Below are 22,689 nucleotides of genomic sequence, written 5' to 3'. Positions count from 1 at the left end.
CCCGTGGAGGGGCCCGGGGGCTGTGGACCCGGGGGCCGTGATAGCGTGGGGTGCACGGCTCGGCCTCTGCCGGGACGCTTTTCGCCCCATGACGCCTTACCGATCAGGCCGCGAAGAGCGGCCCACGCCGCCGCCCGACACCGGGCTCGTTGGAGAGATGGTCCGCCAGTTCGCGGACCCTTACGCCTTCCTGCGGGAGCTGGTGCAGAACAGCCTCGACGCCGGGGCGAGCCGGGTCGAGGTGCGGGTGGAGCGCGCCCGTGGGGGGCTGACGTTCACCGCGGCGCTCGACGACGGGCAAGGGATGGGGCGGGAGACCATCGAGGGTCCGCTGCTGACGCTCTTCAGCTCGTCGAAGGAAGGGGTGGAGGGGAAGATCGGCAAGTACGGGATCGGCTTCGTGTCGGTGTTCGCGATCGGGCCGGACGCGGTGGAGGTGGAGACGTGGCGCGACGGGCAGGCCTTCCGGCTCGTGCTGCGGCCCGACACGAGCTACACGCTGGAAGACGCGGGCGCGCGGGAGGGGCGCGGGACGCGGGTGACGCTGCACCAGCAGATGGATGACGAGGCGTTCCACCGGCACGTGACGCGGGTGCGCGGCGCGCTGTCGCGCTGGTGCCGGCACGCAGATCGTCCCATCACGCTGGCCGTGGTGGTGGACGGGACGACGCTCGGCGGAGCGGGTTACGCGGAGCGGATCGACGTGCCCTTCGCGGTGGACGCGGCGGCGTCGGTGACGGTGACCGAGGGGGACATGACGGTGGCGGTGGGTCCGTTGGTGGGGTCGCAACACCTGGCGGGCGGCGCGCAGGAGGGGCGCTTCGCCGGGTTCTACAACCGCGGGCTGACGCTGTTCGAGACGTCCGAGGAGATGTTCCCGGGGCTCGACTGGGTGCGCTTCAAGGCGATGAGTCCGAGGTTCCAGCACACGCTGAGCCGGGACAACGTGCGGCGGGACGAGGCGTTCCGGGAGGCGCTGCGGCAGGTGGGTGCCGCCGTGCGGGGGCCGCTCAAGCGGGCCATCGCGGAGCGGCTCGGTCCGGCAGCAGAGGCGGCGGCGCAGGCAGCCGCGCAGGTGACGGCGGGCGTGACGCCCAGGCGCGAGGTGGGGGCGTACCTCGCGCTCGTGGAGGCGGCGTTGGCGGGGCCGACCCGGCTCGACCCGGCGCAGATCCCGTTCCCGCTGGCGCACCCGGTGGACGGCCGGTCCGCGGTGGCAGGGCTCGCGGGGCTCCTGCCGTGGCGCGCGCCGTTGCTGGTGACGGACCGGGTGGATGCGCTGACGGCGGCGCTCGCGCGGCAAGGGACGAGCACAGGCACGGGCACGGGCGCGGGCACGCCCATCGTGCTGCTCGTGCACCCGGCGGTGCGGCAGTACCTCGCGCGGTGCTATCCGCGGCTGCGGCTCGCGGTGGTGCAGGAGGAGTACCTGCGCGTCGTGCCCGAGCAGAAGGCCGCGGGCGACGGGAGCGCGCGGCTCGTGGGGGCGCTGCTGGAGGCGCTGGCGCGGGCGCGGCACGAGGTGGCGGGGGTGGTGCTCTGCAGGGTGGAGGGGACGCTCGCAGAGCGGGCAGGGCTGCTCCTGCCGGAAGCCGAGGAGGCGCAGGGGGACCGACGAGGAGGGGACGGACGGGGAGGGAGCGGACTGCGAGGGAGCGGACAAGGGGCGGACGGGGGGCGGGTCGTGGCGGTGAGCGAGGTGGGGAGCCGGGCGACGCGGTTCAAGCCCACGGACACGCTGTACCTGAACGTGAAGGCAACGACCGTGGCGCTCGCGCGGGACGCGGCGGAGGTGGACGCGGTCAGCGCGGCGGCGCTCCTGGCGCGGGCGCTGATCCTGGAGGCGCGGGGCCCGCTCGACGAGCACGACGTCGATCAGCTCCTCGACGTGGGGCGGGCTGACAAAGCAGGGCAAGGCGCGCCGCGGAGGTCGTCGTGAGCCGGGTGGTGTCGCGGGGGGTGATCCGGGTGGATGCGCGGCGCGCGGTGGCGAAGCTGCGCGAGCACCTGCTGGTCGACCTGCACCTGTACCTGCTGGAGCTGACGCGGGCGGCCGTGGCGGGCGGGGCGACGGCGGTGCACCTGCAGGGCGACGCCGATGATCTGGCGGTGAGCTTCGACGGGATGGCGCTCGACGGCGCGGCGCTGGCGCGGCTCCTCGACCACGTGCTGGACACGCCGCAGGACCGGGCGGGGAAGAGGACGCGGCTCCTGGCGCTGGGGGTGAACGCGGCGCTCGGGCTGTCACCGGCGCGGGTCGACGTGCTCACGCCGCTCGACGGGGGGCGGTGCAGGCGGGCCCGGTTCACGCCGGCGGTGGTGGCGGCGGAGGGGGAGGAGGCGGCTGCGCGGCCGGAGGTCACGGAGCTTCCGGCGCCTGCGGGGATGCCCGCGCAGGGGCTGCGCATCGAGCTGCGGCGGCGGATGAGCTGGGGGGTGATCCGGCGCGCGGTGGCGGGGGGGTATCCGCCGGAGGTGGAGCTGCTCGCGGAGGCGACGGGGGACCTCGGGATCCCGGTGCTGCTCGGCGGGGCGCCGCTCGCGCGGCCGGAGCGGCGGGCGCGGCTCCTGCGGGTGCCGTTCCGGCTGCGGGGCACGACGCGCGCGGCGCTGGAGGTGGTGGCCGTGCCGCAGGAGGGCGCGAACGGCGCGGGCGAGGGCGCGAACGGCGCGGGGGAGGGCGAGGAAGGGCGCGGGGCGGTGCTCGACTTGCTGGAGCACGGGGTGCGGCTGCTGCGGAGCGCGTGGAGCTTCGCGCCGAGGTTCCCGTCGGCGCCATACGCAGGGGTGGGGCTGCCGGTGCGGGTGCTGGTCGACGCCGAGGAGCTGCCGACGAACGCCTCACGCTCAGCGCTGCGCGAGGACGCGCCGCTGAGGGCGCTCGTGGCGGACGCGGCGCACGCGGCGTTCCTGGACGCGCTGCGGGCGCTCGTAGCGCTGGTGTGCAAGGTGGGGGAGGTGCCCGAAGGCGTGGAGGTGCTGTCGTCCGACGGCGCGGCGCTGGAGGACGCGCTCGGGGCGTGCGTGTGCGTGGCGGCAGGGGCCGTGACGTCGGGCGCGGGGCTGCCCGAGGAGGCGCGCGCGCTGCTCGACCTGCCGCTCCTGCGCGATGGACTGGGGCGGGAGACGGCGCCGTCGGCGCTGCCAGGGCAAGTGCACCTGTGGCAGGGCGAGGGGCCGGTGCCCGAGGAGGCGTCGCCGTGGGCCGACGAGATCCTGTGGCTGCGCGGGAGGGTGGCCGAGCGGATCCGGGCGGGGCTCGTCACGAAGGACGCGGCGGCATTCGTGGAAGAGGCGCAGCGGGGGCGAGAGCGACGCCGCGCGCTGTACGCACACGCGGCGGGGCCGGTGGAAGTGCCCCAGGCGCCCGGACAGCTCACGCGCACCACGTTCGAGGCGCAGCAGGGGGCCTGCGCGGGGCTGTCGGGGGAGGTGGTGCTGCGCGCGATGGGGGGCGCGGAAGGGGAGACGGGCCGTGCACAGGCGACGATCCGCGTGCTCTATGACGGGCGCCTCCTCGACATCGTGGCGCTCGACAGGGAGGTGGTGCCGCTGCCGTTCGAGGCGGCGGTCACGTGGAAGGGGCGACTGCGTCCCACGCTCGACTACGAAGGGGTGGAGCACGACCGACACCTCCGGGCGGCCGTCGGGTACGCGCTGCGGATCGCGCTGATCACGGTCGACCGGGAGGCGCGGCGGGCGTTCTGGCTCGATGCTGCGGAGCAGCAGGCGCCCGGCGAGGAAGGCGTGGCGATCTCGCCGGGCGTACCTGGCGCACCGGGCGCGCCGGTCGCGCCGGGCGCGCCGGGCGCGCCGGGCGCGCCGGGCACGGGTGGTCTTCCGCACGCGCAGGGGGTGGCGGCGGGGAGCGGGGAGCGGGTGGGGGTACAGGGGGCGCCGGGGGCGCTGGAAGCGGAGCGCGCGCGCTTCGCCCCGGTGATCCGTGCCGCGGTCGGCACGCTGCTCGCCGCGCGGAGGGGAGCCTCGCCGCTCGGCGCCCAGGCCTCCATCGAGGGAGCGGCGAGGCTCGCGGGCGCGGTGGACCCGGCATCGGATCTGGATCTCGACGCCCTCTACGGCCTGCAGCAGGCGCCGGTGTGGCCGACGACCGAGGCGCGGCGGAGCGAGAGCCTGGAGGCGCTGGCGCGGCTCGGATCCCTGCGCGGAGGGCTGTGCTACGCGCCGCCGGATTACGCCTGGCGCGCGGCCGACGGGCGACCGGTGCTCGCGCTGCAGCGCGAGGAGCGGGGCTGGCTGGAGGGCGCACTCCCGGAGATCGAGCTGGTCCCCTACGAGCAGGCGCTGGTGACCATGCGCCAGGAGCGGAAGCGGGAGCAGAAGCGCGCGCAGGAGCTGGAGAAGGCGCTGCTGCGGATCCAGCCGGGCGCGGTGGCCGACGAGGTGCCGGTGCTCTCGTGGAGCCGGGGGTCCGTGGTGACGCGGCTCGCGACCGCCGACCGGAACGTGGAGGCGTGGTACCACGCGCTGCAGCCGCTCGACGTCGTGGAGACGAAGCCGCTCCTGGCGCCGCTCGCGATCGCCATCGACAGCGACGAGATCATGCCGGACCGCGCCTGGAAGCGCGCGCTCTCGGGCCGCTCGCCGCGCGTGACCCGCGGCGCGGCGCTGGCGATGTGCTGGGCGCTCGTGGCGCTGGTGGAGGGAGCCCCCGGCGCGGCCGAGCGCCTCGGCGTGGCGCCGCCGCCCCGCGGGCCAGGCGCGATATCCACGCACGTCACGGCGCACCTCATCCTCAGCGCGCATGCGCTCGCGCGGATCACGGCCGCAGAGGGTGGGCACGACGAGGAGAGGGTGCTGCTCGCGCGCATCCGGGCGCTGCCTTTGCTCACCCAGCTCGACCCGGAGGGAGAGCCGCTGGCAGTGAGCCTGGACGTCGCGGCATCCGGGCGCGACGCCTCGCAGCCGGTGCCCCTCCTCCGGAGCGCGCCGGGCTTCGAGACGTTCCTGTGGCGGCCGCTGATCGTGCGCGACACGCGGGAGCGGGCAGCGGTGGAGCAGTGGTTCGAGGGGCGCGCCCACCTGGCCACGGATGCGCTGCCCGCGATGCGCGCGCAGGCCGAGCTGCAGCGCACGAAGCGCGCATTCCTCGCCGGCCCGGAGCACGACGCGACGCAGCTCGGGGACCTCGGCGACTCGGCGCGACACACGCCGCCGCCGATCACCGCGTTCCTGCCGGCCGTGGAGGGTGCGGGAGGCGCCACGGCGCCCGGGTCGGTCTCGGAGCTGGACCGCATCTCGGTGGTGGTGGGGCTGCCGCGCGCCACCATCCCCAGCGAGCACGCCTGGGTCGACGTGCTGTTCCAGAAGCGCGCGGTGTGCAGGCGGGCGCTCCCGCTCGGGGCGCCGGTGGTGGCGCGGATCAACCTCGTCCGCGGCGCCCACATCGAAGGCTACCGCGACCTCAGCCAGGCCGGGGTGGCGGTGGCGACGAAGCGGGTCCACGCGGCGGCGCTGGCGCTCGCGCACCGCCTCCTCGACGAGGCGAAGACGCCGACCTCGGGCGGAGAGCCCCGCTTTGCGCTGTTCCGCGACGCGCGGGCGCTCCAGCTCCTCGCCTGGCTCCTCGGGGCGGAGCTGGGGGCGAAGGAGATCGCCGAGGCGCTCCGGTCGAGCGCGCTGCGCTGGCCCACGGTGCGGGGTGGCCACGCGGCGCTGGTCACGGTCCGGAACGTGGGCGCGCAGGTCTACGTGGGCGCCCACCTGCACACGCCTTGGCACGAGGGGCAGCGCAGCTCCGACCTCGACGCGCCCATCCTCCACGTGCCCGCGGACCCGGTGGGGGAGGGCATGAAGCAGCTCCTCAAGGCGCTCGGGCTGGGGCTGCGCGACATGACCGAGGAGATCGCCACCTTGCAGGCTCGCCGCAAGGCGCCGGAGGTGTCCGTCGAGATGCCCCGCCTCCCGGGCACGCCGGCGCACCCGCTGCTCCGGCGTTCGCTCGCAGAGCTGAAGCTCAAGGAGGCGCTCGGGGAGGTGGAGGTGATCGAGGGGCCGGAGTCCGAGGTGCAGGTCCTCGGGCTCGACGGGGTGCCGAAGCGCATCTTCGCCAAGGTCGCGATGCCGCTCAGGCTCGTGCTCCGCGTCGAGCACGCGCTGGTGACCCACGAGGACGTCGCCGTCCTGCTCCAGCGCATCGCGCGGGCCATGGGCAGGCACCTGCTCGCGCACGCCGAGGCGCTCGACGCCTTTCCTCCATTCGTGCGGGTGCAGCTCCGCCGCGCCGTCTGCAAGACGGCCTCGGAGGGAAAGCAGGTGGTGGTCCACGGCCGCACGGCGCCGCTCTTTGAAGACACGCAGGGGGCGTTCCACGCGCTCGACGAGATCCGCGCGGTGCTGGAGGGGTGGTTCTGCACCCACGCACCTCCGCCCTACCCACGGCGGGCTTACGACAGGCCCGTGCTCTGCCTGTCGGCCGAAGAGCGCGAGCAGCTCTCCAAGGTGCTGCCAGTGCGCGACATGACCAGCGTGGTAATGCGCGACCTGGAAGGAGAACGGCGCGCGACCGCACCCCCCGTGGCGCGCGTGGCGCTCGGCGCGGCCGCGCGGGCCCGCTGCTTCGCGACGATCCCCTTCCAGGAGGGTCCAGGGACGGAGGGAGAGATCGGCCTCCTCGTGCCCTCCGACGCTGCCACCCCGGAGGAGGAGGGCATCGCGGTGTACGTGCAGCGCCGGCCGCTCTGCCGGATGAAGGCGGGGCGCGGGTGGCCGCTCGTGGGCGCGGTGAACGACGACGCGCTGCCGCCCAACCGGGCCTTCGACGACGTGCACACGGCGGCAGCGCGCGACGGGCTGCGGGCGCGGATCGAGGCCCTGGTCACGACGTGGCTGCAAGCGCAGGTCTCGGCGCCAGAGGACGCGCTGGCAGTGCGCTGGGTGGAGGAGCGGCGCCACCCGGACCTGCCCGCCTTCCTCGGCAAGCTGTGGCTCCCGGGCACCTGGCCTCTCGCCCCGGAGGTGCAGCTCACCCTCCCCACCGCGCGGTCCACGCACGCCGGTCGGGGAGGTCCGCGTACGCTGCGAGCGCTCGGGCCCCCGCCCGGGCTGAGCGGCGCCCTGCCCGTGGGCGGTGCGCTCCTGGTGTGTACGGACAAGCTCGAGATGCAGATCGCCGCCGTGGCCTTGCGGGCGGTGGTCAGCATGGTGCTGGAGCTCCTGATGAGGCGCCCCGACGACCCCACGCTCGCGCTCTACCGATGGGACCTCCGGCTGCTCGGCACGCGCGCGATGGGCGAGCCCGAGGCGCCGACGGCTGATGGCCGCACGGTGCGCGCCACGCAGGTGATCGAGGAGCTTTCCACGCGGGGCGCGGTGTGGGTCACGCGCCGGGAAGGGAGCGCTGAGGGTCAGTTCCCGGAGGGTGCGCCAGGCTTCGTGCTCCTGGATGGCTCTCCGCTGGTGCGGGTGCTGCGCGCCCGCGGTGGCGCGGTGGTGCGCGAACTCGGGGGCTTCGAGGTCGCCCCCGGAGCCAGCGACGCCCCCGGAGCGGTGCAGCCTGCGGTCGACGCCGGTCAGGTCGGGGCGGTCGCGCAGGAGGCGTCGCCAGCGCTGCAGGGGACCGGAGCCACACGACCGCCGTCCAGGCCCCCGGCGCCAGGGCTCTCCTCGCCTCGGGAGGGCAAGGCCAAACCTCCGCAGCCGCGCGCGTGGCTCGCCGAGCTGTGGCGCAGCGTGCGGGAGGTGCTCACCGGGGCAGGTGCGTCCGCCACGCCCCGCGAGGAGAGCGAGGTCGCGCGGGCGGTGCACCAGGTCCTCGCCTCGCTGCGCCTGTCCGGGGACCCGGTGCTCGACGTGGAGGAGGTGAGCTCTGGCAGGCCGGTGCGCTACGAGCCGAAGAACAAGCGCGTCTTCCTCAACCTGGGCCACGCGTCGCTGCGCTGGACGCAGGGTCGCTCGCCGCGCGACCCGCTGGTGCTGGCGCAACTCGTCGCGGCGGCGGTGGGGGAGATCAACCGGGCTCTCCAGTCGGTCACGGATACCGAGGAGAGGCGCGCGCTCGACGAGCTGCTACGGTCGATCCGTGGTGGGGGTGCATGAGCGACCATCCTCGTGAACTGCACGAAGACGATCTGAGCCGCCTGCCCGCGCGTGCGACCTCGGTCGGCGCGGGCTACCGCCTCCCGGCCCCCCACTCATCCCGGGAGGGTGAGCGCCCACCTCCGGTCAGTTGAGGGCGCGGACCAGGGTGTTCTGGTAGTCCCACTTCATCTTCTTCACCTGGCCCCAGAAGGCATAGATGCCGAAGGTGACCATGGTGAGCAGCGTGGTGACCAGGTTGATCACGAACAGGTCGGCGCCCTGGCCGGTGAAGTCGAGCGCGTAGGTGCGGTTGTAGAGCGCGACGCGGGTGTTCTGGTTCCAGAACTTCTTCATGCTCACCGTGAACCACGACCCGTAGATGCCGAAGGTCACCATGGTGAGCAGGACGCCGGCGAGGAAGGTGCCGAAGAGGTTGCCGCCTTCGCCCACGAAGTCGAGCTGGCCCACGGGCTGGCCGTTCTCCACGATCTGCGTCCGCGAGTAGAACCACTTGCGGAGCTTGCACATCGCCCACGGCGTGTAGATGTAGAGCGTGACGCCCATGAGAATCGCGTTCACGATCCAGGTGCCGAAGAGGTCACCCCCCTCGCCGCTGAAGCGGAGCTGGTAGGTGCGGCCGTCGGCGGTCTGCGCGTAGGTGTTCTCGGTGAAGTAGCGGGCGACCTTGCAGATGGCCCAGGGGGCGTAGATGCCGAAGGTGATCGCCGTGAGCAGGTAGCTGACGATGAGGACGCCGAAGAGCGAGCCACCCTCGCCGCGGAACGAAACGCGCAGCGGGCCGCGCGCCGTCTGGATGTTCGACTTCTCGTAGATGTAGTTGGTGAGGCTGCAGATGAACCACGGCGCGTAGATGCCGAAGGTGATCATCGTGAGCAGGTAGCCCACGATGACCTTGCCGAAGAACTCTCCGCCCTCGCCCTCGAAGCTCATGCGCACGTCGCTGCCCGCGCCGACCCCGACGCCGGCGGCAGGCGGGCCGTAGCCCTGCTGGACGAACGCACCGGGAGGGGGGCCGTAGCCTGCACCTTGCGCAGGGGCCGGACCGTAGCCGCCCTGCTGCTGTCCCCATGCCCCCTGGGGCGCCGGGCCATAGCCCTGGGGCGCCTGACCCTGTCCACCCTGAGGTGCCTGGCCATACCCGCCCTGGGGCGCCTGGCCATACCCACCCTGGGGCGCCTGGCCATACCCGCCCTGAGGCGCCTGACCCTGACCACCCTGCTGCGGGTAACCGCCGCCCGGCGGAGGTCCGTATCCCCCTGCCCCACCCGGCGGATATCCGCCCGGAGGTTGACCACCACCGAAACCACCTGCGTTCATCACTCCTCCATCCGCATCGAGAGGCCGCCCGCGCGAACGGGGGCCAAGTACAGGCACCGAAGACACCAGGCGCACAGATCGCGGGCGCCCAACCACCAGGCGCGGCGTCGGTTCGAAAGACAGCCCCCTCGGCGCAGCGCCAGGTGAGGCTACAGGACGACCGCCCAGAACGTCACTCGCTCTGCGCAAGAAGTGACGCAGGGAGGGGAGGAGAAGCTCCGCCTCCTGAGAGGACGCCGACATTGCCGGCGAGGCTTCCTGGCTCGAAGGCGGGGAAGCCCTCGCCCACCAGCCGGGTCCGACAAGGTGAGCACGCGTGGTTCCCCGCTCCGCACACCCCCTCCACCCGTACCCGCGCCGCGCCGCGCGGACCGCGCGCGCAGCGACCCGTGCGAGCGACCGCACGCAGGTCCGGGCTCCGTGGCTGGAGCGGCGCGGGTGCGCGTGGGTGCCGCCGAGCTGTGCAGGACGCGCGGAAGGTCCTGCTCATGGAGAGCTGTGAGTGACGGTCGCCTTGTGCTCCACTGGGACACGTGTCGTTGCCTTCTGTTTCGTCTGCGCTCGAAGAGCGCGTCGCACGTGCGCTGTCCATCGGTACCGGTCTGCCTGCTCCCGAAGGGGAAGCTGCGACCGCCGGAAACGAGGCCGCCGCGTCGTCCCTGGTACGCTGGATCGACCTCATCGCCTCGTGGAACGCGCGCATCGATCTGACGGCTGCGCGCACCGACGACGAGCTGGTGGATCTGATGGTGGCCGATGCGCTGGTGATCGCCGCGCACGTGCCGCGGGGTGCGCGGGTGGTGGACGTGGGGACGGGCGCCGGGGCTCCGGGGCTCGCGCTCGCGCTGCTGCGTCCGGACCTCGCGCTCACCCTGGTGGAGCCGCTCCAGAAGCGGGTGTCGTTCCTGCGCAATACCATCGGCGCGCTCCTCCAGTCGGAGGCGCTTGGCGCCGGAGGGCGGGCGCGGGCGCCGTTCGTGGAGCGGGGTCGCGGCGAGGAGCTGGCGCGCCGCAGGCCGGCGTTCGACGTGGCGGTGTCGCGCGCGACGCTCGCACCGGCGCGTTGGCTGGAGATGGGGGCGGCGCTCACCGCCGGGGCCGCAGCCCCCGAGGTGTGGGTGCTGCTCGCGAAGGAGGAGCCGCCCGTCCTGCCGGGGTGGGAGGTCGAGGCAGACCTGCGCTACCGGTGGCCGCTCACCAGCGCCGAGCGCCGCGCCGTGCGGTACCTGCGGCAAGCGCCCGGGTCCACGGCGTCTCCGCCGACCGTCCCTGAAGTGACCTGACGCGAGCTGACCTGACGCGATCCGGGCCGGCCGAGCGCTCCTGAATTGCTCAGGCCGGATCGGGTACGCCCTTCGCAAGGACCCCTGGAGGTGACACCGGCGCGCAGTGGCCAGGAGCGGCCACGAGACGCCGTTCAAAAAGGGTTCAGGGAGGCAGTATGAACATGAAGCACATCGGCGTGCCTGCGAGCATCATCCTGGCCAGCAGCGCGCTCACTGGCTGCAGCGCAGTCAAGGGCATCTTCAAGGCAGGCGTGTGGTCGGGCGTGATCGTGGTGGTGCTCCTGCTGATGGTGGTCGGCGGCGCGTTCAGCATGTTCCGGGGCCGGAGCCGCTGAGCCCTCCTCCGTGCGGGAGGTGGGGGAACTGACAGGGTTCGAGGCGGCAGTACCGAGACGGGCGGGCGCCGCTGGACGGCTGACACGTCCTGGCGGGAGTCTTCCAGGAGACCGCCGTCCTCGGGCGCCTGGACGCGCTCGCACCGTGGTAGCGTGCAAGCCGGCTCGGTCCGAGACATCGAGCGCCCAAGGTGGCCATGAGTGTGGATTTCCAACGGCTCGATCCCTGGCCCGGAAAGCTTGAGGTCCCCGAGGTGCAGCAGCACAAGGGGGCGCTCATTCGCAAGGCTCAGGCGGCACGGACCGCGGGTTACGAAGCCGTCGCGCGGACTGGCTTCCGCGGCGCGCTCTACTGGGAGCGGTGGCTGCTGACGAAGGAGCCAGGGCAGTCGGAGGAGGCGCGGGTGGTCTCCGCACTGGAGCTGTCGCGCGAGGCGGGTGACTGGAAGGAAGGGGATCTGGTCCTCGTCCACGTAGACCGGTCGCCCGTCCTGCAGAGGCTTCCTTTTGTGGAGCACTGGCGCGCGCTCGTGGCGGAGAACCTGCCCGAGCAGGTCGCGCACGAGCAGGAGCTGGAGACCGCGTTCCAGGAGTTCAAGCGGCAGCCCTCCGAGGAGACGGTGCTCAAGGTGCGGGAGACGGCCGACCGGATCGCGGAGATCGGGTCGCCCATCGCTGTTCACACCATCCTCGCGCGGGTCGACGCGGAACTCGGGGCGCTGGAGGACGCGGAAGAGCACCTCACGGCGCTGCTGGTGTGCCGACCGCTGTGGGTGCCGTACGCGGTGCAGCTTGCGGAACATCAGTCGCGGCGCGACATCAAACGTGCATTCGCGACCATCGAGGCGGGCCGGCACCTCTTCGGACCGAACTTCTGGCTGCCGCTCTAAACGTCTGGGCGGCGGGCGGCGTGCAGCGGGCTGTGCAGCGTGCAGAGTCAGGGAGAGCCCGCTTTTCACCCGAGTGACCGGATCCCTCTTCAGAGATCGACAGCGCTCCATAAACTGGAGGTTCTGGAGAGGTCATCATGCCCTCGATCGACGCTTTCATTGCCACGTACCACGGTCGTATCCTAGAGCGCTGGACGGACGCAGCGGGACGGGGGGCATCGGCGCGCGGCCTCACCAGGCTAGAGCTGCGGAACATCATGCCTCGCTACCTCTCCGCGCTCGGAGCCGTCGGAGAGGAGGAGAGCCCCGGGCTCGAGTTGATCGAGGCCCACTTCTCTTCACGCCTCCGACAGGGGTTCGAGCTCGGCGAGATCACCAGCGAGTTCTCGCTCCTCGGCCGCTGCGTCCTGCAGACGTGGTTCGAGGCGCCAGAGGAGATGCGGCCCGACTTCACGGCACTGGAGAGGATCCTCGCCGCGCTCCAGAGCGCCTCCGCCTTCGTCACGGAGATGTTCAACCGGCACCAGCTCGAGGACGCGCAGGAGGAGAAGCGCCACCTGCGGCTCGTCCGGAGCGTCTTCGATCAAGTGGAAGCGAGGGCTGCAGGCGAGCCAAGGACGTTCTCGGAGTGCCTGCACGCCGCCGTGGGCGTGGTCATGGCTGCCATGGGCGCCCATGCCGCGGCGGTGCTCCTGTACGAACCCACGAGAGAGGAGCTCGTCACCATGGCAGCCGCTGGCCTGGCCAACCAAGGGCTGGCGCGCCATGTCCGGGCATTGAAGCTGTCCTCGTTCGTGGGCCACTTCGCGCGCCACGAAGAAGCGACGACGCTCGAGGACATCGCCACGACGCAGCTCGACGTGCCCCAGGAGCTCCGCCATAGCGGCATCCACTCCTTGCTCGGGGTCCGCATGCCACCCCACCATGCCCTCCTCGGCGTGGTGCTCATCGGGATCCGTGAGCAGCGCTCGTTCACCGCGCGCGAGACGAGGCGCATCGAGGTGCTCGCCGAGGCCCTCGCGCTGTACATCGAGAACGCGCAGCTCAACGAGACGCTGGCACGGCAGATCGACGCGCTGCGCGAGGAGCAGCGGCTGCGCGACGTCTTCGTGTCGCTGATCGCTCACGATCTGCGGGGGCCCATCTCGGCCGCGCGGCTGGCGGCTCAGTTGATGGACATGCAGGCGGACCACGCCCTCAGCCCCGAGGATCTGCGCCGCAGGGTGGCGATGGTGGTGCGCAACCTGGACCGCAGTGAGCGGATGATCCGGGATCTGCTCGATACGCAGCGGCTCCAGGCCGGGCAATTGCTCCCGATCGTGCGGCAACCCTGCGACCTGACGCTCATCGCGCGGGAGGTCGTGGACGATCTCGCCCAGCAGCACCACGACCGCCTCACCCTGGTGGAGCATGGGCCGGTCGCAGGTCTGTGGGGCGAGGATGAGCTGCGGCGGGCGATCTGGAACCTGACCATGAACGCGCTCAAGTACGGCTCGACGGTGGAGCGGGTGAGCGTCGAGATCCGGCTCAGCGCCGCGACCGCGGAGGTGGCGGTGCACAACGCGGGGGTCGCCATTCCACCCGCGGAACAGGCGAGGTTGTTCAAGCCCTTCAACCGCGCGCACGAAGGCGGCACGGTGCACGGCTGGGGGCTCGGCCTCGCGGTCGTCGACGGTGTCGCCGCAGCGCACGGAGGAAATGTCACGGTGGACAGCGCTCCCGAGCGCGGCACCACGTTCACCCTGCGGCTCCCCGTGATCACCGACGCCGCGTCCGCGTGAGCGTATGAGCGCATGAGCGCGTGAGCGCGTGAGCGGTCACCCCAGGGCGCCGCTCACGTCGGGCACGCTCGGCCCGGGGCGCCACGCACCTTGACGAGCGCACCTTGCCGGGCTCCCATCCCCCGAAGTCCATGTCCCAGGAACCGTCTCCCAGGCTCCGCCTCGCCTGCGGTCTGGCCAAGCTCGCCGCGATTCCGCTGGGGCTCGTCGGCACCGGCATCTCCCTCATGGCCGCCGTCGGGTCGATGACCGGGAGCATCTATGCGCGCCTGGGCGCGGCCCTCGTCGGGACCATCATCGTCCCGCTCGCCATCGCCGACAGGTTGCTCCCCAAGGACGATCCCCGGCGCGCGCGGGGCATCGTGACCGACGTGTTCGCGGTGGGGCTGCTGGGCTTCGCGTTCGTGTTCACGGCGGCGGGGAACAAGGCCACGAGGCCGCTCCTGATCGCGGAGGGGGACCGGCTGGTGCGCGCCGGGTGGACCAACCTGGCGCGCGTGGCCTACGTGCTGGCCAGCGCGCAGGTGACCTGGCCCGAGATCGCGCCAGAAGCACAGACCACGGCGGGGGCGGCAGGCACGGGGGACAAGGCCACGGCGCCGGTCGATGCCGCTGCCGGAACGAGCACGAGCAGCGCGGGCACGGCCGCCGTGTCCGATGCAGGGGTGACGGACGCGGGGGTGACGGACGCGGCAGCCGTGGACGCGGCAAACGCGGCAGACGCGGCAGACGCGGCGGTCCCGGCAGATGCGGGGGCAGTTCCCGTGGAGCGGACGCCGGCGGAGCTGTTCCAGAAGCTCTCGCCTGCGGTGGTGACCATCTTCGTCCTCGGCGCGGAGGGGCAGCGCACCGGCAGCGGCACCGGCTTCTTCATCGATCGCGAGGGGACGCTCGTCACGAACCACCACGTGATCAAGGAGGCGCGTCGGCTGCGCCTCAAGCTGAAGAGCGGCGCGACGTACGAGCAGGTGGACCTGCTCTCCGACATCGCAGAGTCCGACCTGGCCCTGCTCCGGGTGGACCTCGCGAAGCCCTCGAACGACGCGGGGGCGCCGGAGGCCCCGGAGCCGCTCCCCCTCGGCGACTCCGAGAAGGTGGTGGTCGGCGAGCACGCGGTGTCCATCGGCAACCCCCTGGGGCTGGAGCACACCCTGACCGACGGGCTGATCTCGTCGCGGCGTGTCTACGAGGGGCGCCCCTGGATCCAGATGTCGGTGCCGATCTCGCCCGGCAACTCGGGGGGGCCCGTGTTCAACATGCGCGGGGAGGTGATCGGGATCAGCACCGCCACCCTGAGCGGGCCCTTCTCGCCCGCCCAGAACCTGAACCTGGCCATCCCGGTCAACGAGCTGAAGCGACATATCCTGCCGACCTACCCGCAGCGGCGGCGCTTCGGCGATGAGGGGGCTTCCCCCACCCAGTGGTGAGTCTTTGCGTTCCAAGATCGTCCTCGGGCTCCTCCTCTCTCTGTTCCTCGGCTTCGGCGTGCTGCTCGCGGTGCGCCCGCGCACCCAGCACACCGCGCCCGCCACGGTGCGCGCAGGGGCGGCATCCGGCGCAGGGGCGACGCCCGATGGGGTGTCGACCTCGGCCGCAGCGGACGGCGCTGCCGGAGGGCCTGCCGATGCCGGCAGCGCCAGCGCAAACGTGGGAGACGCGGGCGGCGCGGCAGACGCGGGCCCGGTCCCCCCGGGGGACGCCGGGGCCGATGCAGGGACCCGTCAGCGGCTGCTCGATCGGGGCCTGCGGGTCACCGCCCTCGGCTGGCATCTCCTGGCGCCGGCGCTGCTCGAAAATGACGGGCTCGTGCCTGGCGACGGGAGCGGCTTCTCGAAGGCCGGGCTCGACGTGCGGCTCGCGGCGGTGAGCGACATGGTGAGCGTCGAGAAGGCGCTCGCCCGCGGCGGGGCTGACGAGGCCGGAGCCGACGTGGCGCTCGCGCCGCTGCCGGCGTTCGTCGCCTCGTACGAGCGCCTGCGCGCGCTCAGCCCGGAGGTGTTCTTCGTGGTGGGCTTCTCGCGGGGCCGGGAGACGCTGGCGTCGCGGAAGGACGCGCTCCCCGAGAAGGGCGAGGTGAAGCTCGCGGGCGTCGCCGGCGATCCCGCGACGTTCCTCGCCCTCTTCACGCTGGATACGGCCGGCGTGCGCCCGGGCGAGGTGCGGCTCGTTCCTCCCGCGGCGGCCGAGGAGGCCGATGGCGCGCCGCTCGCGGCCGTGGCGCGTGGCGCGCTCCCGAGCGGGATGCGGCCGCTCCTGACCAGCGCCGACACGCCTTCGCTCATCCCCCACGTCGCCATCGCGCCGCGCGGCTTCATCGAGGGACACCCGGATGCGGTGGCCGCACTGGCGCGCGGCTGGCTCGCGGGCACGCGCAAGCTCGCGGCGGATCCGCCCGCCGGAGCGCGCCGGGTGGCGACCGCGGCGAACTCCTCGGATCCGCTGGCGTTCGTGGAGCAGCTCGGCGAGCTCGGGCCGGCATCGCTCACGGACAACGCGCGCATGGCAGGGCTGTCGGGCCGCGGACCGCTCACCCTCGAAGCGCTCTTCCAGCGGTCCTGGGCCCTGTGGCGCGGGGTGGGCGCGCTCGCCACGCCGGCGCCCGAGCCCTCCCCGGTGAACACGCGCGTGATCTCGGCGCTGGCGCTCGCCGAGGCGGGCTCCCGCGAACCACGCGAACCACGCGAACCACGCGAACCACCCACCGAGGCGGCATTCCGGGCCCCCGAGGGGTGGGAGAAGGCCCGCCCACTCATCGTGCACCGCCAGGAGAAGCTCGACGAGGACGCGCTCATCGCCACGGCGGGCATCATGGCCGCGACCTTCGATCGCGCCGTCCTGCGGATCGCGGTCCTGCGTGGCCCCGCGGTGGACGCGGCGCGCACGAAGCAGGTGGTGGAGGCGGTCCTCGGCCGCTTCGGGCTCCCGGCGAGCCGGGTGGTCGCCGCCTCCCGGCCGACCGGCAAGGGCGCCGCTGTGATCGAGATCCTGGGCTCTCCGTGACTCCCGGCTGCGCGCAAGCGGACGGTCAGGTTCTGTCCACGTGCGCGCGGATGGCGCATGTGAGGATTGAACGCCGCTCCTGAGGCGCATCTGTCGCACCCTGCACCCCCTGCGCAGCGCGTCATCAGGCCCTGATGCTGGCGATTTGCAGCCAGTGCTCGCTGGTCCGACCTTTGCCGTGGAGAGAGGCGATGATCGCCCCCTCCGACCCGCTCAGGCCTCCGCCGAGCCCCCCGTCGACCACCCGCACAGCGCGCCAGCAGGCAGCGTTGCAGGGCGGTCTGCGGGCCACCGCCACCGAGATCACCCTGGGCTCAGGACCACCGAGCACCCGTCGCAGCACGCCCCCTTCCACGCGCTACGCCTTCCTGCAGGAGCGCCGGACGGTACGCTCCGAGGTCCGCCTGACGGCAGCCGCGGTGGCCGACCCGATGGCGGTCACCATCCCGGCGCCCTCCACGACGGCCGTGGTCCCTGGAGCGCACGTCGAGCCCGTGCCCGAGCTGGCGCCGGGGCGGCTCCTGGCCGGGCGCTACCAGATGCTCGAGCGGCTCGGAGAGGGTGGGATGGGCGTGGTCTGGCGGGCCCGGAGCCTCGGCCTGGACATGGAGGTCGCGATCAAGGTCATCCACCCCGCGGCGCGCATCCCCAATGCCCGGGAGCGCTTGCTGCGCGAGGCCCGGGTGGCGGCGCGGGTGGTGCATCCGGCCGCGGCGCGGGTGCTCGACTTCGGCGTCGCCGAGGGCGAGATCCCGTTCCTGGTCATGGAGCACATCCAGGGTCGCGCCCTGAGCACCTTGCTCCGCGAAGACGGTCCGCTGTCGCCGGTCGCCGCGGTGAGGCTCCTCCTGCCAGTGCTCGGCGCGCTCGACGAAGCGCACCGCCACGGGATCGTCCACCGCGATGTGAAACCGGGAAACATCCTGCTCGCGGAGGAGCGGGGCCGGGTGATGCCCAAGCTCATCGACTTCGGCATCGCCGGCCTGTCGCCGAGCCCCTGGGCGAGCAAGCTCGCCTTCTACCCGCCGCTCTACGGCACCCCGCGCACCATGGCCCCGGAGCAGGCGCGCGGCGGCTCTGACGCGGACCCACGGGTGGACATCTGGGGGGCTTGCCTGGTGCTGCACCAGGCGCTGGGCGGTGCGCCGGCAGACATCGGCCGCGACGGCGCGGAGCACGAGCGCCTCGGCCGTCCTGCCGTCCTGGCGACGGAACCCGAGCTCTGGGCCATCCTGGCAAGGGGGCTGGAGATTTCGCCCGCCAACCGGTGGCCCACGGCGCGCGCCCTCGGGGCCTCGCTGGCCCGCTGGGGTCTGGTCCGCGGCATCACAGCCGACAGCGCAGGAAGCGCTCTCACGGAGGCATGGATCGATGGATGACAGGCCGAGCTTGCGCGCGCGACGGGGCAGCGGCATGTCAGCCGCGATGACGCGCCCCCGCGCGGAAGTGAAAGTGACGGTGGCCGGTCTGACGGACCGGGGGCTCGTGCGCTCCTCCAACGAGGATGCATTCTTCTTCGCCCACCTCGGGACCGGAGAGCAGTGGCAGCACGCCGACCCGGTCACCTGGCGCCTCGGAGAGCGCGGCGTCCTGCTCGCGGTCTCCGACGGGATGGGCGGCGCGAACGCGGGCGAGGTGGCGAGCGCGCTGTCGCTCGAGAAGCTCCTCGAAGGCATGCGCGGCCGCGGGCGCCCCCGGGAGAACGACGCCGACCGGCTGCGGCGCACCATCGAACAGGCGAGCCGCCAGGTTCGCCGCGCCGCCGCGCGCCCCGGGCGCGAGGGCATGGGGGCCACGCTCACGGCGGTGTACCTGCGCGGGTCCACCGCGACCATCGCCGAGATCGGTGACTCGCGCGCCTACCTCATCCGCCGGGGCCACATCTTCCAGGTGACGCGCGACCAGAGCTACGTGCAGCTCCTCGTCGACGCCGGCCTGATGACCCAGGAGGAGGCGGAGCGCTCACCGCGCCGCAACATCGTCCTGCAGGCCATGGGTCAGGACACCGACGTCATCGTGGCCCTCGGGCGCCTCGACCTCCGCCGCGGCGACCGGCTCCTGCTCTGCACCGACGGCCTCTCGGGGCTGCTCGACGACAAGCAGATCCTCCAGTACGCCGGGGCGCCGACGCGCGTCGAGCGCGCCTGCGCCGACCTCGTGGAGCTCGCCAAGGATGCCGGCGGTGACGACAACATCACCGTCCTCCTCGCCGAGACCGACGGCCCTGGCTTGCGCACGGCGACCGCTGGCGACACCGCGGAAGCCACGATCAAGACGGTGCAGGAATACAAGCCCTGACCTGACGGCCGCCGAGATCGCGCGCGCCGGGCTCGCCAGGGTCGCGCGTTCGCCGCGGTTGCCGCGGTCGCCGCGCTGGCCGAGGCCCACGCCGTCAGCGCGTGACTGGCCTCCGCTGCACCCCGGGGTTCCTGGGCCTTCGCCGGGAGGGTCCGTGGTAGCTTGGACGGCTGCGGAGGTATCGACATGCGCATCGCGAGCGCTCTTGCTCTTTCCTGGACCTGCATCCTTGCCGTCGGCGTGTATGCCTGCGGCTCCGGCGACAACCCTGGCGGTGAGGGTGCTGGCAACGGCCAGGGCGGCATCGCAGGCGCAGGGGGAGAAGGTGGAGATGGCTCGCTCTTCGAGGACCACGGCCAGCTCCTCTCGATCGCCATCGACCCCCCGACGGCCATCGTGGAGGTGCTGAACGGCGCCGCCGACCCGCGCGACTTCAACGCGATGGGCACCTTCCAGGACGGCACCGTCGCGGAGGTCACGGCCACCTGGTCCATCGATCGCCCGGTGCTCGGCCTCGTCGACGGACAGGGCTCCTTCGCGGCGAGCGGCACCCTCGGCGGCGTCGGCGTGCTCACGGCGAAGGTGAACGACCTGACCGCCACTGGCGAGGTCACCGTCAACCTCCGCCTCCTGCAGAACCCCGGCAACCTCTCCACCGAGGACCTGGAGGCCTTCGACACCCCCGATGGAAACCCCTCGGGCACGCTGCTCTACCCCTACGACAAGACGGTGTTCGCGCGCGGCCTGCTCCCGCCGGAGGTGATGTGGAACGGCGGCGCGGTGGGCGACGGTTACCGGATCCACATCCAGGAAGGCCACTTCGAGGCGACCATCTACACCAAGGCCGAGCCGCCGAGCGCCTTCGTGATGAGCAACGACTTCTGGTCGCAGCTCACCGAGACCAACGCTGGCGAGGACGTGCAGATCGCGGTCTCCCGCCTCTCCGGCGGTCAGGCCCACGCGCCCATGACCTCCACCTGGAAGATCGCGCAGGGCAGCCTGCGCGGCACCATCTACTACTGGGCCGTCAACACCGGGCAGCTCATGAAGATCACGCCGGGCGTCTCGGAGCCGCAGCTCGTCTTCGACCCGGGCCCCGTCGACCAGCTCGGCACCCCGGCGCCCGCGAACTACGACGGCACCGTCCCCCCCTGGAGCGGCGGCACCGCCGGCAAGCGCTGCGTCGCTTGCCACACCGTGAGCAAGGACGGCAGCACCCTCGCGGCGCTCTTCGAGCGCAAGTCCATGACCCAGAGCCCCTTCGGCACCATCGACCTCACCTCACCCAACCCTGGCGTGGTGCAGATGTCGCCCTACGACTCGAACGCCATCTTCCTGGCGCTCACGCCCGACGGGAAGCAGGTGGTCCGCAACGACGTGAACATGACCCTGCGGCTCGTCGACGCGGCCAGCGGGACGCAGCTCCCGAGCGCGCTCGACGCCCTGATCGGCAGCGCTGCGGACCCCGCCTTCTCGCACGACGGCAAGCTCCTCGCGTTCTCCAGCAACATCACCGGCGCCTACCCGGTCGAGTTCTGGCGCGCCGACCTCGACATCTTCGACTTCGATCAGAGCACGCTCACCTTCACCAACCAGCGCCAGATCAGGGCGGGCGGCAACGAGGCCATCGCCTTCCCGAGCTTCACCCCGGACTCGAAGCAGGTGGTCTACCAGAAGGGCAACTACAGCCGCGCCAAGTACGGCAACGGCGAGTGGGGCCGCGACGACCTCTACCTCACCGACATCGACGGCGTCCTCGGCGAGCTCGCGCTCGACGCGGCCAACGGCGTGGGCATCGTTCCGGACACGAACCGCCAGATCAACTACCAGCCCACGGTGAACCCCATCTCGGTGGGCGGTTACACCTGGGTCGTGTTCGTGAGCCCGCGCGACTACGGCAATAAGATGGCCTCCCCGAACGGCAACCCCACCTACGAGAACCGGAAGCAGCTCTGGGTCGCCGCCATCGACGCCAACCCCCAGCCCGGACAGGACCCGAGCCACCCGGCCTTCTGGCTGCCGGGCCAGGACCTCACCACCACCAACATGAGCGGCTACTGGGCGCTTGCCCCCTGCTCGCAGGAAGGCACCGGGTGCTCGCAGGGCTTCGAGTGCTGCACTGGCTTCTGCCAGCCCAACGACGCGGGCGAGTACGTCTGCAGCGCGACGCCTGGCTCCTGCTCCCAGATCGGCGAGGCCTGCACCGCGAACAGCGACTGCTGCGACCCGAACGCGAGCTGCGTCGGCGGCTTCTGCGCGCTCGGCACTCCCCAGTGAACCCGTCCGCCGCGATCCGACCTCTCGTCGCGGCGGCGGTCACCACCGCGCTCGTCACCGCGGTGTCCTACGGAGCCCCGCGCGACTACGCGGGCACCGCCGTCGGCCTCGTCTTCCTCGCGGCCACCTGGTGGCTCGTCCTCCGCCGCGACGAGGCGGTCATCCGCGCCCACGGCCTCTCCCTCGGCGGCCTCCTCGAACCTGCGCCCCTCTCCGCGCGCCGCCTCGCCGCGGACGGCGCCCGCGCGCTCGCGTGGACCCTCCTCCTCGGCGCCATCATCTTCCCGGCCTTCTGGCTCGGCTACCGCCTCTGGTGGAGCCCCACCCGCCCCTTCCACTTCCGCCTCGCCGCCGAGCCGTTCGACGAGATCGTCGCGCAGCTCCTGGTCGTCGCCATCCCTGAAGAGGCCTTCTTCCGCGGCTACCTCCAGAGCGCCCTCGACCGCGCTTTCCCGCCCCGCCTGCGCGTGCTCGGCGCTGCCGTCGGGCCCGGCCTGCTCATCGCGGCCGTGATCTTCGCGATCGGTCACGTCCTCACCATCCGCCACCCGGCGCGGCTCGCGGTGTTCTTCCCGGCGCTCGTGTTTGGTTGGTTGCGCGCGCGCACGGGTGGTGTGGGCGCTCCGGCCCTCTTCCACGCCGCGTGCAATCTGCTCTCCGTGACCCTCGCGCGGGGCTATGGTCTAGCACCATGACCGCGACGTCACCTCCGCCGGCCGCGGGCGCCACGCGGCGGCGCGCTGCCCTGTTCGACATGGACCGCACCCTCATCCGCAGGGAGACCGCGAGCCTGTACGTGCGCTACCAGCGCGACAGGGGCGAGGCCTCGCTCATGGACCTCGTGAGGACGCTCTACTGGGTCGGCCAGTACACCCTCGGCCTGCTCGACGCCGAGCGCATGGGCGAGCGCGCGCTCCTCACCTTGCGCGGCACCCCCGAGGCCCGCCTGATCGCGCGCTGCGACGACTGGTTCCCGCGCTACGTGGAGCAGCACATCAGCCCCGAGGGCCGCGCCGCCGTGCGCCGCCACCAGGAGGCCGGCGACGTGTGCGCCATCGTCACCGCCGCGACCTCGTACACCACCTTGCCCCTGGCGCGCCTGCTCGACATCCCGCTCGTGGTCTCCACCGTCCTCGAAGTGGACGCGCAGGGCCACTTCACGGGCCGCCCCGTGCGCCCTCTCTGCTACGGCGAGGGCAAGGTCACGCGCGCGCGCGCCCTCGCCGAGGCGCAGGGCTTCCGCCTCGAAGACGCCACCTTCTACAGCGACAGCATCAGCGACCTCCCTCTCCTCTCCCGCGTGGGCGAGCCGGTCGCCGTCAACCCCGACCCCCGCTTGCGCCGCGAGGCCGAGCGCCGCGGCTGGCGCATCCTCCGCTGGTGATCCTCCGCCCGGGATCGAGGTGCCTCTCACCCCCATGGCCGGTGACGGTGCCCGCCTCCGGAG

The 22,689-nt window shown here is 72.7% G+C and carries 14 protein-coding genes; 13 read left to right on the top strand and 1 reads right to left on the bottom strand.

Going from position 1 to position 22,689, the window contains the following annotated elements:
• Nucleotides 1-88 precede the first annotated feature (88 nt).
• Nucleotides 89-1,939 carry an ATP-binding protein gene (locus CAP_RS10545; protein ID WP_044239266.1) on the top strand — a complete coding sequence of 617 codons (1,851 nt, stop codon included), beginning with the start codon at nucleotides 89-91 and terminating at the stop codon, nucleotides 1,937-1,939.
• Nucleotides 1,936-8,055, top strand: coding sequence for a hypothetical protein (locus CAP_RS50195; protein ID WP_044239265.1), 6,120 nt, complete (start codon nucleotides 1,936-1,938; stop codon nucleotides 8,053-8,055). The genes CAP_RS10545 and CAP_RS50195 overlap by 4 nt, the downstream gene beginning before the upstream one ends.
• 126 nt (nucleotides 8,056-8,181) lie before the next feature.
• Here CAP_RS50195 and CAP_RS44230 read toward each other — a convergent pair whose 3' ends face one another.
• The gene (locus CAP_RS44230; RefSeq protein ID WP_081864744.1) at nucleotides 8,182-9,375 is read right to left on the bottom strand and encodes a DUF898 family protein; all 1,194 of its coding nucleotides are present in this window, start codon (nucleotides 9,373-9,375) and stop codon (nucleotides 8,182-8,184) included.
• Nucleotides 9,376-9,908: 533 nt separating this feature from the next.
• Between CAP_RS44230 and CAP_RS44225 the strand changes: the two genes are divergently transcribed.
• The 11 genes from CAP_RS44225 to CAP_RS10475 all read left to right on the top strand — a co-directional run bounded on the left by CAP_RS44225 (nucleotide 9,909) and on the right by CAP_RS10475 (nucleotide 22,626).
• Entirely contained in the window at nucleotides 9,909-10,658 is a 750-nt protein-coding gene (locus tag CAP_RS44225; protein WP_197041111.1) for a 16S rRNA (guanine(527)-N(7))-methyltransferase RsmG, read from the top strand.
• 158 nt (nucleotides 10,659-10,816) lie between these two features.
• Nucleotides 10,817-10,996, top strand: coding sequence for a hypothetical protein (locus CAP_RS10520; protein WP_044239261.1), 180 nt, complete (start codon nucleotides 10,817-10,819; stop codon nucleotides 10,994-10,996).
• A gap of 197 nt (nucleotides 10,997-11,193) precedes the next feature.
• Nucleotides 11,194-11,886 (top strand): hypothetical protein, encoded by a 693-nt coding sequence (locus CAP_RS10515; RefSeq protein ID WP_156040674.1) that lies wholly within the window; start codon nucleotides 11,194-11,196, stop codon nucleotides 11,884-11,886.
• Between the two features lie 137 nt (nucleotides 11,887-12,023).
• Nucleotides 12,024-13,667, top strand: coding sequence for a sensor histidine kinase (locus CAP_RS10510; RefSeq protein ID WP_044239258.1), 1,644 nt, complete (start codon nucleotides 12,024-12,026; stop codon nucleotides 13,665-13,667).
• A 131-nt stretch (nucleotides 13,668-13,798) separates the two neighbouring features.
• Entirely contained in the window at nucleotides 13,799-15,094 is a 1,296-nt protein-coding gene (locus tag CAP_RS44220) for a S1C family serine protease (RefSeq protein WP_052374725.1), read from the top strand.
• Nucleotides 15,095-15,098: 4 nt separating this feature from the next.
• Nucleotides 15,099-16,667: a substrate-binding domain-containing protein gene (locus tag CAP_RS10500; protein ID WP_044239257.1), complete on the top strand. Its 1,569-nt coding sequence runs from the start codon at nucleotides 15,099-15,101 to the stop codon at nucleotides 16,665-16,667.
• 191 nt (nucleotides 16,668-16,858) lie between these two features.
• Entirely contained in the window at nucleotides 16,859-18,046 is a 1,188-nt protein-coding gene (locus tag CAP_RS10495) for a serine/threonine-protein kinase (RefSeq protein WP_052374722.1), read from the top strand.
• A 79-nt stretch (nucleotides 18,047-18,125) separates the two neighbouring features.
• On the top strand, nucleotides 18,126-18,965 hold the full coding sequence (locus tag CAP_RS10490) for a PP2C family protein-serine/threonine phosphatase (protein WP_231511288.1): 840 nt from the start codon (nucleotides 18,126-18,128) through the stop codon (nucleotides 18,963-18,965).
• Between the two features lie 186 nt (nucleotides 18,966-19,151).
• Nucleotides 19,152-21,242, top strand: a complete 2,091-nt coding sequence (locus CAP_RS10485) for a TolB-like translocation protein (protein ID WP_044239256.1) — start codon at nucleotides 19,152-19,154, stop codon at nucleotides 21,240-21,242.
• The gene (gene mrtC, locus CAP_RS44215) at nucleotides 21,203-21,937 is read left to right on the top strand and encodes a myxosortase MrtC (RefSeq protein WP_370865973.1); all 735 of its coding nucleotides are present in this window, start codon (nucleotides 21,203-21,205) and stop codon (nucleotides 21,935-21,937) included. Before CAP_RS10485 ends, mrtC begins: the two co-directional genes overlap by 40 nt.
• A complete protein-coding gene (locus CAP_RS10475) occupies nucleotides 21,934-22,626 on the top strand; it encodes an HAD family hydrolase (protein ID WP_044239255.1) in 693 nt (230 codons plus the stop codon). The genes mrtC and CAP_RS10475 overlap by 4 nt, the downstream gene beginning before the upstream one ends.
• Nucleotides 22,627-22,689 lie beyond the last annotated feature (63 nt).

It is taken from the genome of Chondromyces apiculatus DSM 436 (assembly GCF_000601485.1).
GTDB classification, from domain to species: domain Bacteria; phylum Myxococcota_A; class Polyangia; order Polyangiales; family Polyangiaceae; genus Chondromyces; species Chondromyces apiculatus.
Note: the sequence above shows the minus strand (reverse complement) of the source record. Positions and strands in the feature narration are given on the sequence as shown.